General features: G+C 40.2%; 9 protein-coding genes. 8 read left to right on the forward strand and 1 reads right to left on the reverse strand.

Annotated features, from left to right (window positions below):
• Nucleotides 1–220 precede the first annotated feature (220 nt).
• Nucleotides 221–1861, forward strand: a complete 1641-nt coding sequence (locus J8L98_RS06810) for an EAL domain-containing protein (RefSeq protein WP_210995830.1) — start codon at nt 221–223, stop codon at nt 1859–1861.
• 53 nt (nt 1862–1914) lie between these two features.
• Here J8L98_RS06810 and J8L98_RS06815 read toward each other — a convergent pair whose 3' ends face one another.
• On the reverse strand, nt 1915–2823 hold the full coding sequence (locus tag J8L98_RS06815) for a pyridoxal-phosphate dependent enzyme (protein WP_210995831.1): 909 nt from the start codon (nt 2821–2823) through the stop codon (nt 1915–1917).
• A 214-nt stretch (nt 2824–3037) separates the two neighbouring features.
• Between J8L98_RS06815 and J8L98_RS06820 the strand changes: the two genes are divergently transcribed.
• The 7 genes from J8L98_RS06820 to J8L98_RS06850 all read left to right on the forward strand — a co-directional run bounded on the left by J8L98_RS06820 (nt 3038) and on the right by J8L98_RS06850 (nt 13450).
• Complete coding sequence (locus J8L98_RS06820; protein ID WP_210995832.1) at nt 3038–5065, forward strand: formylglycine-generating enzyme family protein; 2028 nt, start codon at nt 3038–3040, stop codon at nt 5063–5065.
• A 73-nt stretch (nt 5066–5138) separates the two neighbouring features.
• Entirely contained in the window at nt 5139–6182 is a 1044-nt protein-coding gene (locus tag J8L98_RS06825; protein ID WP_192506299.1) for a rod shape-determining protein, read from the forward strand.
• Entirely contained in the window at nt 6182–7024 is an 843-nt protein-coding gene (mreC, locus tag J8L98_RS06830; RefSeq protein ID WP_192506300.1) for a rod shape-determining protein MreC, read from the forward strand. Before J8L98_RS06825 ends, mreC begins: the two co-directional genes overlap by 1 nt.
• Nucleotides 7017–7496 (forward strand): rod shape-determining protein MreD, encoded by a 480-nt coding sequence (mreD, locus tag J8L98_RS06835; protein WP_192506301.1) that lies wholly within the window; start codon nt 7017–7019, stop codon nt 7494–7496. Before mreC ends, mreD begins: the two co-directional genes overlap by 8 nt.
• A complete protein-coding gene (locus tag J8L98_RS06840) occupies nt 7496–8068 on the forward strand; it encodes a nucleoside triphosphate pyrophosphatase (RefSeq protein ID WP_210995833.1) in 573 nt (190 codons plus the stop codon). Before mreD ends, J8L98_RS06840 begins: the two co-directional genes overlap by 1 nt.
• Nucleotides 8065–9537 carry a ribonuclease G gene (rng, locus tag J8L98_RS06845; RefSeq protein WP_192506303.1) on the forward strand — a complete coding sequence of 491 codons (1473 nt, stop codon included), beginning with the start codon at nt 8065–8067 and terminating at the stop codon, nt 9535–9537. The genes J8L98_RS06840 and rng overlap by 4 nt, the downstream gene beginning before the upstream one ends.
• A gap of 16 nt (nt 9538–9553) precedes the next feature.
• On the forward strand, nt 9554–13450 hold the full coding sequence (locus J8L98_RS06850) for a YhdP family protein (protein ID WP_210995834.1): 3897 nt from the start codon (nt 9554–9556) through the stop codon (nt 13448–13450).
• The last annotated feature ends 1 nt before the right edge of the window (nt 13451 follow it).

A 13451-nucleotide genomic window follows, 5' to 3' on the forward strand; every position in this document is an offset into this window, starting at 1 on the left:
ATGGTAAGTCGCAGATGTAAAACGTGTTCGTATTAGACATTGAACAAATATCAAAAGAGGCCTTCAATTCTTAGTTACGTTACATATATCATGTGGTGAATCGGGGTTTTCCTGTCATTAATTAGACATTATAGGGTTGTGCTTTTTATCGAGCCTAACCTTGAGTTTTATATACTTCTAGACAACACTTAAGCTACTGAAAGCGAAGTTAAGCGATGCAATGAAGCAATTTATAGAGCAGTTAAACTCCCGCGTTGTACGGCTGTATGTTGTCGCATTTTCGGTTGCAACTATTTTGATATTGAATGCTTTATTGGTTCATTTATTACACTTGAAAACACATCAAAAGGGAGTTGAGATTGTAAAAGAGGTACATCAATTAGCGACACAGCATAGAACAAATGAGCAAATTTCAGAAATTGCACAGCAATATGGTTTTGATTCGGTCTTATCAGAGGAAGTTGGCGGATCATTAGAACATGAAGTATTTGTATTTGATGGACTGAAATTAACCTTATCACACCCCACCATAATCGAGCAGTACGCAGCTGTGTTACTCTTTTTTAATGTGTTATTTATTGGTTTTTTAGTTTTCTGTTATCGTTGGTGGCTAGTTTATCGAGTGAGGCCAAAAACCTTTTATTCGCAAAATAGGCAAGTGAGTACTTCGAGTAGTGTGGCACTGCCCGCTGCAATTGAGCCAAGAAAGTCGGACGACTCACTTTTTAATGTGTTTGCGTTAGTTAAATGGCGGTATGTCATTGATTCAAAAATAGACCCTCAGCAGCACTTTTCCGTTATTTTAGCAAAGCATTTTTCTAATTATACTAAGTGCTCGGTGAAGTACCTTAATTCGGGAGCGCTCGCTGTGACATTTGAGCGCATTCCTTTTGGTGATGTAAGCCAAATAGAGAAGCGATTACATGAAGTTGTTTTTCAGGCGCTTTTAATTATGCGTCCAGATTTGTCTCGTAAAACGGTTAAAATCGGTGCCTGTTATTATCAAGCAAGAGCAGATCAAACGCAGGTATACCAGTTAGCCCGCTCAGCGCTCGCTGTTGCTGTGAACAATGTGTGGCAGCATGTGCATATGGTACCGTTAAACAAAACACATGCAACGACCATGCAAAGTAGTGAAGATGATTTTATAGCGTATATCCATAAAGGGCAGTTTGTTTTATTTTTTCAGCCTTTGTTTTGTTTCAAGCAACAAGATATTAAACAAAGTGAAGCATTGCTTAGAGTAAGACACAGTCAACTGGGTTTAATTTCAGCTAAACAGTTTATTCCACAAATTCACAGTAGTGAGCATATTAACACCTTAGATAAGACTATCGTGACGCATACGTTGAAAGTGTTACAGAAAGAAGCCAATAAAACAAAGGTAAGTATTAACTTACACTATATCAACTGGTGTGATGAAGCATTTGTTAGTTGGCTAGTAAAAAAAATCACAGACAGTGGCGTAGCTTCTCGAGTACAATTCGAAGTGTCGGCTTATGACTATTATCATCATCACCGCGCGTTATTATCTGCTTTTAGTCAGCTATCAAAACTGGGAACGGGTGTGTTGCTGGATCATGTAACCGATGTTTTGCCTGGTAAAACACTGCGTGCAATACCTGCGATGGAAGCCATAAAATTGTCTTTTGAAGTGGTGCACCATATTGATACAAATCAATTGCAGCAACGTAGTGTTCGTCAAATAGTACGACAAGCCGAAAGGGTTGGCATACCTGTTTATGCCGTGGGCGTTGAGACCCAGGCCGAGCTTAATTGCCTTCAGCAGCTAGGTGTACAAGGTGCTCAGGGGTATTATTTTGCTGAATTACTTCAACAAATTGAATTAGTCGGTTACTAAAGTGAAAGGTAACTCGTGATTTTTATTCTGTGAGTTAATGCTTTATTGTCAGTTTAGATCATATCTCGATACCTGAGCCCGTCTAGACCTTGTAGTCCGCCAGTGTGTATAAATGTGATATGACTATGGGCAGGGAAATACCCTTGTTCAATGAGGTTCCATAGCGCGTAAAATGCTTTTCCTGTGTAAATAGGCTCCAATGGAAGGTTATATACGTGTTTCATCTTTTTACAAAAGAGCCATAGCGTTTTGGAGAACTTACCATAGCCACCATCGTGATGATCACATAATAATTGCCAATTATGTTGAATGGCAGCGTTGGGATTTAACTTAATGATGTCTTGTCGAAGGTATTCGGCGTTTTTTAAAACAGCGATTCCGATTAGCTGTGTGCTTTCAGGAGTACCACTAATGAGTCCGGCAAGAGTTCCACCACTGCCTGTAGCACAGACAATATAATCTGTATTATTGAGACTACCTGCGAGCTCTTTGACCCCCTCAAGTGCGGCATGATTACTCCCACCTTCTGGGATTAAGTGACAATGCGGGAATGTATTACGTAATTCGTTTTGATAGGCGGGTTCGTTACGTTGTCGATACGTAAGTCTATTTACCGGATATAAATGCAATTTACAGGCTCGAGCCATTTTGATAGTTGGGTTTAATTCATCAATATTGGGTCCTCGGATAATAATATTCCCTTGAATGTTATATAGTCTAGCAGCCATTCCTGCGGCATATAGATGATTAGAAAATGGTCCTGAAAACGTTAAAAATGCGTTTTTATTGTTTTTTTGCATTTCTTTTAGGTTGTATTTAAGTTTGCGCCATTTGTTGCCACTAATTGTTGGGTGTAACAAGTCATCACGTTTAATGTTTAATGTGATCTGCTGTTTTTGTATGATGGGTGAGGTTACCTGCTGTATTGGTGACTCAGGCCAATCAAATTGAAGAGGGCGCATAGACATATCTCTGATTTTAAGTGTGATAAGTGTAACAAACCTCCTATATAGAATGAAAATCTCAATAGAATACTGGCAACGAACTAGGCAATAGGGGTAAACTGAGATATTAATTGCTCAAAGCTTGTGTTTTACCTTGTAAGTACATAGCATAAAGCCTTAATTATAAAAAATAACAACGACCAAATAATTGCCGCTTTTGGGAATGGAATATATGCGAATTGCTCCTTTATCTTTTTTTGTCACTGCCACTTTGATGGCTGCCGGTGTTTTTGCGCAGGATACAGCTACCGTTAATGCCGTTGAGTCAGAGTTAGCTGTAAAGCAAACTGAGTTAGATAACTATACGCAAATATTAAATAAGCATATTAGTGAAGAAGCTCGGTTACAGTCACAGTTAGCTTTGTTGCGTACACGTTCATCTGAGTTAGACAAAGAAAAAAACCAGGCGTTAGATGCAATGAATGAATTGTACAGACGCTTAATTGATGATCCTTCAATTGACATCACAGCCGCGCAAACTCGTTATCAACAAGCTGTGGCAACACATAAGCAGAATAAAGATGATATTTCGATGCAGTTGGCGGCGATTGCATCACATCGTAAAGATATCGAACAAATCAGAATTACTAAGCACACATTAGTCAATACACTCGAAAGCTTGAAAGACCAGTTAAGCACGGCGCGAGTTGAGCGGTTGCGAAATGAATTTACCCGTGAAGGTACACTTGAGGTAGAACATACCATTAATTGTAAGCGTACTGAAACATTGGCAGCGTGCGAGCAACGTGGGCAACAGCTCGGACTACAAAAAGCAACTAAGCGCTTTATTGATCAGGTGTTTGCTAATTTGACAGAGCAACGCATTGTTGAACCAAAACGCAATATTGCGGGGGCACAGGTTCAAGTGGTAAATAGCCATGTGGTAGGTAGTGCCTTTAGTGGACAGGGGAATTATAGTGTTAATCTAAGTGTGACCATGCGTGGAGACATGAATAATAGTCGTCTTTGTAGCCTGTTAAATTTAGATAATCGTTTTTGTTCTGAATATGGCACCCCATTGTCTATGGGATATCAAGCAAGCTATCCCACAACATTCAGTGACACGCAGTTAACGTTTAAAGATTCAACAGATAACATAGGGCAAGTTGAAGTTGCTAAGGTTCAACAACAGCCTATTATAGAAGTCAATACACCTCGAGTTGCAAATACGAAATCAACACCATCTCCTGAAGTTAACTCAGTTTCGGTAACGTTACGCTCAAATGTATATGACGATGAAGTTTTTATAAATGGTGTGAGCTATGGTTCAACAAAGTTAACCGTAAAAGTCCCTAAAGGCATTCACGATATTGAAGTCAGAAAGTTAGGATATCAGCCATATAAAGCGCAAGTTAATATTCGCAAAGCGCAAACGATAAATGCTCGGCTATCAAAAAAGCCTGAGTCGATTGCTGCACCGACACCGAAAAGTGAGCAAAATACCAAACCTATCAAATTAGCAACGTCGACAGTTACATCTGCAAGTAACAATGGGATTGTGATTATTCCAGCAGGTACTTTTAAGATGGGAGATTTGACTGGTAATGGTTTGGCAAATGAGAGACCTGTAGTTGAGAAGGTGCTGAGCAATTCATATGCTATGCAAAATACGGAAGTCACCGTTGCACAATTTAGGTCGTTCATCACCAGTACGGGTTACCAAACTGAAGCTGAAAAAGGCAAAGGTTGTGCTTATTATAAAAATGGTGAGCCAATATGGGAACTTGATTACAACTGGAATAACCCAGGCTTTAAACAAGCAGATAATTTCCCTGTGGTATGCGTGTCGTATGAAGATGCAAAAGCGTATGCGAATTGGTTATCGGGAGAAAAAGGACAACAGTTTCGCTTGCCCAATGAAGTTGAGTGGGAGTATGCAGCGAGAGCAAGTACAGCATCAGAATACCCATGGGGCAATGAAATTGGTAAAAATTTAGCAAATTGTGGTTGGTGTGGTAGTGAGTATTCGAATAAGAGTGCAGCCCCTGTTGGTGAGTTTCCACCAAACAACTATGGTTTGTATGACACTGTTGGGAATGTGTGGGAATGGACTCAAAAGCGCGCGTCACAAGATGATGTCACAGTCAGAGGTGGTGCTTGGAACTTTGCACCTAGCTTGGCTCGAGTGTCGACTCGGTTAGCACTAGCTGCTGACTTTAGAGCAAATTATATTGGTTTTCGATTAGTTCGAGAGCGATAAATAACAATTACGATGGGTGGCAGAATTATTTGCCACTTGACTTAAAAGTATTTCTGTAAGGTTACCCAGCCTCATGTTTAAAAAATTACGTGGATTATTTTCTAATGACCTATCTATTGATTTAGGTACGGCCAATACTTTGATATATGTAAAAGAGGAAGGCATTGTATTGAATGAACCTTCCGTTGTCGCGATACGCCAAGAACGTGCTGGTGGTCCTAAAAGTGTTGCATCTGTAGGTACTGCAGCGAAACAAATGTTAGGTAGAACACCTGGTAATATTAAAGCAATTAGGCCTATGAAAGATGGTGTTATTGCTGATTTCTATGTTACGGAAAAAATGTTGCAGCACTTTATTAAACAGGTGCATAACAATAACTTTATGCGTCCGAGTCCGAGAGTATTGATTTGTGTTCCATGCGGAGCAACACAAGTGGAAAAACGTGCTATTCGTGAATCTGCAATGGGGGCGGGGGCACGTGAAGTTTATTTAATTGAAGAGCCAATGGCCGCGGCAATTGGTGCAGGTCTTCCCGTCTCAGAAGCAACAGGATCAATGGTTGTTGATATTGGTGGAGGCACGACCGAGGTTGCTATCATTTCTTTAAATGGTGTGGTTTATTCATCATCAGTTCGCATTGGTGGCGATAAGTTTGATGAAGGTATTATCAACTATGTTCGTCGTAACTTCGGGAGCTTAATTGGTGAAGCGACTGCTGAACATATAAAACATGAAATAGGATCGGCATTTAAAAGTGAAGAGCCGATTGAACTTGAAGTTCGTGGTCGTAATCTTGCTGAAGGAGTGCCACGCTCATTTACTTTGAATTCTCATGAAATATTAGAGGCTTTGCAAGAACCTTTAATGGGGATTGTGAGCGCTGTTATGGTTGCGCTTGAACAATCTCCACCAGAACTGGCATCAGATATATCGGCTCATGGAATGGTATTAACTGGAGGTGGTGCGTTACTTAAAGATCTCGATCGTCTACTTATGGAAGAAACAGGCATACCTGTTGTTGTTGCTGATGATCCTCTGACTTGTGTTGCTAGAGGGGGTGGTAAAGCACTAGAAATGATAGATATGCATGGTGGTGACGTATTTAGCTACGACTAATGAATTTACTCTTTGGGCGTACTATTTCATTACAACTGCGACTGTCTGTCGCAGTTGTGCTGAGTGTGCTATTAATCTTTGGGGATCGTTATACTCAAGGTGGCACACTCGTGAGAACGAGCTTACACACTTTAGTGAGTCCGTTATTGTATTTCGCAAATGTTCCTTACGAGATTTTTGATATTGGTGCTAAAAGCTTGCACACACGGGATCAACTCAGACAAGAAAATAATCTCTTGAAAGAAAAGCAGCTGTTACAAAGCGAGCAACTTCAACAGCTGGCATTTTTGAAAAAAGAAAATCAAGAACTTCGAGCCTTATTGAATGCATCAGCTCGTCAGAGTAATACTCGGCTTATCGCTCAAGTTCTCTCAGTACATTCAAACCCTTATAGCCATCAAGTGGTGGTTAACAGGGGAACAATTGATGGTATTACGGAAGGCCAAGCTGTTATTGATGAGATGGGAGTGGTGGGTCAGCTTGCACAAGTTGGTACAACGACCTCTAGAGTTCTGTTGATGACAGATATCACTCATGCAACCCCAGTGCGAATTTTGCGTAATGACGTGCGGACGGTGATTGAAGGTATTGGTAAAATAAATAGCCTCAAATTATCTCATGTACCACATAGTTTAGATGTACGTATCGGAGATGTATTGGTTACCTCGGGGCTTGGAGGGGTTTTTCCTGAAGGGTACCCTGTTGCTGTGGTGACAAATATCAACAGAGATGAAGGTTTGCCGTTTGCACAAGTGTATGCGGAACCAGTGGCACAGCTAGATCGAATTCGTTTATTGGTTGTATTAGGAAAGTCAGCACAAGAGACATTAAGTAATGATTAAACGTAGTTATTTTTTAGTTGCTTTAAGTATCTTTTTTGCTTTGGTAATGGCATTAATGCCATTACCAATTTCGGCTGAACCGTTTCGACCTGATTGGGTATTATTAGTATTGATGTATTGGTCTCTTGCGGTGCCACATCGCGTCAATATAGGCTGGGCCTGGATAACGGGTTTAGTTATAGATTTGGCTATGGGGTCACCACTGGGTGTAAATTCTTTAACATATTCTGTATGTATTTATATTACCGTGAGTAATTTCCAAAAAATCCGCAATTTCTCAATTTGGCAACAAGCAGTTTTGATCGGGTTGTTTTTGACCTTATATCATTTATTGCAGTTTTGGCTAAATCACTTTCTGCTCGATATTTATTTCAGTCCACACTATTTATGGCCAGCCTTTACGGGCATGTTATGTTGGCCCTGGATTTTTTTACTGCTCCGTAAATATCGACGCCAATTTAGGATTCGTTAATGATCCCTTTATATTTAGCGTCAGCTTCAGCAAGACGAAAGCAATTACTTACTCAATTGGGCTATGAATTTGAACAGTTTAGTGTTGATGCAGATGAAACGCAGTTGCCATATGAATCAGCGTTAGAATATGTCGAACGACTGGCAATACTAAAAGCCCAATCGGGCGTCGCTATGGGGTATATTGACCGGCCAGTTTTAGGCAGTGACACGGTTGTTGTCATCGATGGTGATGCACTGGGCAAGCCTATTGATAAAGATAACTTTATGGCGACAATGCAGCGTTTATCTGGCCGTACCCACCAAGTATTGACCGCTATTGCATTGGCAACAGAGGAGCGGGTGATTAGCTCAGTTGTGAGTACAGATGTAACCTTTAAAACACTAAGTGAATTGGAAATGAGTGATTATTGGTTAAGTAATGAGCCTCAAGATAAAGCGGGTGGTTATGGTATTCAAGGTCTAGGTGGGCGTTTTGTAACCAATATATCAGGTAGCTATTTTGCCGTTGTCGGCTTACCTTTATATGAGACCGAGGCATTAGTCCAACAATTTATAGTGGAGATAACATGAGTAGTGAATTACTGATTAATGTTACGCCGAGTGAGAGTCGTGTTGCACTAATTGAAAATGGTGTTCTCCAAGAAGTTCAAGTTGAGCGTATAGGCAATTTAGGTATTGTTGGTAATATTTATTTTGGCAAAGTAAGCCGCGTTTTACCGGGTATGCAAGCTGCATTTGTGGACATTGGTTTGGAAAAAGCAGCATTTTTACATGCTTCAGATATCGTCAATAGTGCTTCTTTTGAAGAAGGGGTGGATGATCAGCCAGTAAAAAAAGTTCAAGATATACGAGAGTTGGTTAAGCAAGGCCAATTTATTATGGTACAAGTGGTGAAAGACCCACTTGGCACCAAAGGAGCGAGATTAACAACAGATATAACAATTCCTTCTCGTTATTTGGTCTTTATGCCAGATGCGACTCATGTAGGCGTGAGTCAGCGAATAGAAACAGAAGAAGAACGCAGTCGATTAAAAAAGATTGTCTCGCACTATAATGATGAAAATGGTGGTTTTATTGTTCGCACCGCGGCAGAGGGTGCTACTGAAGCGGAACTACAACATGATGCACAGTTTCTAAAAAAACTGTGGCAAAAAATAGTGAGTCGAAGAAAAAAAGCTAGTAAAGCCAGTATTCTACATGAAGATTTGACACTCGCTTTTCGAACGCTACGGGATTATGTTGGTGAAGACATGGAGCGTATTCGTGTTGATTCTAAGCTGACTTATCAAGAGCTAAAAGAATTTACCGAAGAATTTGTCCCATTGCTTGCGCAAGTGCTTGAATATTATCCTGGTGAGCGGCCAATCTTTGATTTGTTTGATGTCGAAAGTGAGATTCAAAAGGCTTTGCATCGAAAAGTTGATTTGAAGTCAGGTGGTTATTTGATCATTGATCAAACTGAGGCAATGACTACGGTTGATGTGAATACCGGAGCGTTTGTAGGGCATAGGAATTTAGAAGAAACCATTTTTAACACAAATGTTGAGGCTACCTCTGCGATCGCTCGTCAGCTTAGGTTAAGAAATCTGGGCGGCATTATTATTATCGATTTTATAGATATGATATCAGACGAGCATAAGCGTCGAGTTTTGCATTCTTTGGAAACCGCACTCGCAAAAGATCGAGCAAAGGCAAATATAAATGGATTGTCAGCACTTGGCTTAGTTGAAATGACACGTAAACGTACGCGTGAAAGTTTAGAGCATATTCTGTGTGGGGTGTGTCCAGCATGCTCTGGTAGAGGATCATTAAAAACAGTTGAAACGGTTTGTTATGAGATCTTGCGTGAAATTGTTCGGGTAAATAGAGCATATGATTCAGATAAATTCATGGTATATGCTTCACCCGCTGTGAGTGAAGCACTGACAAATGATGAGTATCATAACTTGGCTGAATTGGAACTATTCATTGGAAAACCAGTCAGTATTCAAATAGAGAGTTTATACAGTCAAGAACAATTTGATGTTGTCATGATGTAAGGCGGCACGGGGTTAAATGCAAGCTAAAAAGATTTGCTTTTTTTGTTTCAGAAAAGTGTGGCAAATATTTGCTGTAGCACTGGTCGTTATGGCTGTGTTGGTATCGCTATTAAAATATACTTTACCGTACGCAAATGATTATAAACATGACATTGAAACACTCATTAATAAACAATTTGGTGTTGACTTAGCCATTGGTGCTATTAGCGCTAGTTGGCAAGGTACAGGCCCTGCACTGGTGCTAGAAAACCTTACGTTTGAAGATAATCAAAATGCACCGATTGCTTTAAGTATTGCAAAGACCAGTTTGCAACTGAATGTGGTCGAGTCACTTAAAAACTGGCAATTGCGTTCAGATTACTTCGTACTTAATGGCTTTGTTGCCGATGTGAACTTACAAGAGCTCAATAAGTTAAAATCAAATGACGATAGTGAGTTTGAACAACAATCATTAATTGAAAGTTTATTCTTAGGTGAAACTGGACACTTTTCAATTCAAAAAAGCCAATTGAATTTAGTCACTGACTTAGGGCGTAGGCACACATTATTGCTTGAAGATATTACGTGGCAAAATAGTCCCACAGCCCATCAAGGTGTGGGGGAAGTAAGTATTCCTGGTTTTTCACAAGGCCATTACTCAGCAAGGCTGTCTTTTACCGGTGAGAGACTGAGAGAATTAAGTGGACAAGTTTACTTGCGTGCTTCAAAAGTGGATGTAACTGATTGGCTTACGCAATATTTAAATAAAGCCAAGGTAGGGATCCATACAGAACTCAATGGTGAACTATGGCTCTCGATGAAAGAAGGTGAGCTTGACGATGTACATGTTAACTGGCTACCAAGTTACATCAAATGGTTAGATAACGGGCAAAGTGAACGGATTGAGTTAGCGTCAGGGCAAGTGTTGTTGGCACCCTCTAAGCAAGCATTGGCTTGGGAGCTAAATACCACGCCATTACAATTGCTTTATAATGATGAGCCGTACTTGAAGACTCAAATTCAAGGTGAATTTAACGCTAAGCAACAACAAGTTTGGTTTACTAACGTCAGCTTAGAGCTTTTATCTGATTTAGGTGCTCTCACTAATTTTGACTTCACTGAGCGAATTGCTAGGCATAAGCCTCATGGTATGGTTGAGGGAAGGTTTGAGTCAAATACAGAGCAAAATTTTGCATTATGGCTAGGTGGACGAGATATTGCTTGGCGGCAAGTTGGGGGGATTCCCGGTGCTGATAACATACGACTTGAGTTAACCGTTAACCAAGATAAAGGCGCCGTTTCGATATTTTCTGAAAATGCACAATTTCAGACCTCAGGTCTATTTGATAAGTCTTTGAGTTACAACCAACTCAATCTGGAGTTGCAGTTTTTTAAAGACAATAACAATTGGCATGTACTGAGTGATTCATTATGGTTTGATAATGATGATTTAACCATTGCAGGAGAAATGCATTTAAATCTTACTGAGCAGCCTGAATTGGATTTATATGTTGAGGTGCTCGGCGGCAGTGCTGAAGTGGCTGGTCATTACTTTCCTCAGACGCTGATGAAGCAGAGTTTAATAAAGTACTTGAATGATGCTATTTTGGGCGGATTTCATCGTGAGTCTCAAGTGCTATTTTCTGGGCGATTAACGGATTTCCCTTTTAGTAATGGCCAAGGTCAATTTGATGTTGTGTCCAAGATTGATAATGCCGAATTTGCATTTGCGCCACAGTGGCCAGCAATAAAAAATGCAGATGTTACATTGCATTTTGCTAATGAGAGAATGGATATTTATGCCCATACGGGGCAGTTAATCAATCAGCAGATTGATAATTCGGTTGTGGTGAGTATTGCCAACTTAGATGAAGCAAATGAACTTGTGGTTGATATTAACCATACGACAGCTGCGCAAACGTTACAGACTTTTTTTACTGCAACACCATTGAAAGATCCATTAGTTGAAGTCTTGAATATCGTCCAAGGACACGGGGGGGTGACAGGTAATATTGGACTAAAAATTGATTTACATGATTTAAATGTACTGGCATCAGGGGAGGTCACGTTGCGTGATCTGCCAATTTATTTGTCAAAACCTGGGCTGCAACTTGAACACGTTAATACAGTTTTAAAGTTTTCTGATGATGTGATTTCTATTTCAGATGCGACAGCGACTTGGCTGGGTATGCCGTTAGAATTTAGTGTTAGTGGCGATGGTAATGAGACAAAATACCAAGTTGATATCTCGACCAGCTTGTTAGCGCAAAGCGACAAGTTGTTACCCTATAGTGAAGGTTTACTCGATGGTTATCTATTAGGTGAAACCGATTTAATGACAGATATTAGTTTAGTTTTTAATGAGCAATCATTTAACTACACGGCGGTGTTTTCATCAGATTTAGTCGGTATGACGAGTAACTTTCCGTTACCGTATCGAAAAGAAATAGACAGCGTTACGCCATTAAAAGGCATAGTTCAAGGCGATGATATATCAAATTTAATTACTGCAAATATTGATAATTCTTTATTTTTCAACGCAATTTTGGATAATGAAACAGGTGCCTTGAGTAATGCGCATATCATTTCAGGAGCGCATGATAAGGGGCTGGCGCAGCAAGATTTTAGAGTATCAATAACTCAACCTGAATTATTGCTTAAACCTTGGATCCCGTTCATTGATCGTTTGATTGACTTAAGGGATAAGCCAGCGAGCCAAACTCCATTATTACCTCCATTAAGTGCAATTAGGGCTGAAATAGGTAAAGTTGATATGGAGGGCGTTTCGTTTAATGATTTCGAAATGCGCTTAGAGCCGAGTATCGATGGGATGACAATGCGTCTCAATGCAAAAGAATTACGTGCCCAAGTACTGTTGCCGTCAGGAGGTTCAAGTCGTCCAATTACTATTGATACGGATTATCTCAGGTTAAACTTACCTAAAAATAAACAAACAGAAGATCAAACTGAGATTTTGCTATCTAACCCTCCCGAAGACCTGAGTTGGTTAGCGCGTTTACCAGCTATTGCTTTTAACTGTTCAGATTGCCGAATTGATAATTATCAACTGGATGCTGTTTCAATCTCGTTATTTGGTGACGGCAATAAACTAGTTGTACCAGAGTTGGTTATTGATAAAGGAGATCATGTATTACGAGGTCAAGGGCAATGGTTCGATGGCATTACCCGTGTTGATGGGATCATGAATAGTAAAGATATTGGTGAGCTATTTGATGAATTTGACTTAACGTCAACCATAAAGGATTCAAAAGCGAATATCGGGTATCAACTGCATTGGTCGGGAGCACCGTTTGATTTACATACTGCTAGTTTAGGCGGAGAAATAAACTGGGAGCTCGGTGATGGGCACTTGACTGAAGTAAGTGATCAAGGTGCTCGGGTTTTTTCTTTATTGAGCTTAGACTCATTGGTACGTAAGTTAAAATTAGATTTTAGAGATGTATTTTCTAAAGGCTTTTTCTACAATAAAATGCAGGGAACAGTACAATTAGAACAAGGGATTGCATATACCAAAGATACCAGAATGGATGGTGTGCCTGCAGATTTGAGTATTCAAGGATATGCAAACTTAAATACGCAAGAAATTAATTATGATCTCGCCGTAGCGCCACAAGTTACATCAAGTTTGCCCGTCATAGTTGCTTGGATGGTGAACCCTGTTACAGGGTTGGCTGCGCTGGCACTAGATAAAGTGATTCATTCGGCACGGGTCATTTCTGAAATTAAATTTAAGGTAACAGGGACAATGGATGAGCCCGTGGTTACTGAGATTAATCGAAAAAGCCGAGAAGTGGAATTGCCCCAGGCAGCCCAAAATACGCCTCCTCAATCATCGCAAAGCGACGCAGCAGTATTGCAACGCAAAGAGGTTGATAAAGTGCTTTATATCAATCGTTCAGAGAAAGGCGTATAAA

The sequence above is a fragment of the Pseudoalteromonas sp. MMG013 genome (assembly GCF_018100885.1).
Lineage (GTDB): Bacteria > Pseudomonadota > Gammaproteobacteria > Enterobacterales > Alteromonadaceae > Pseudoalteromonas > Pseudoalteromonas aurantia.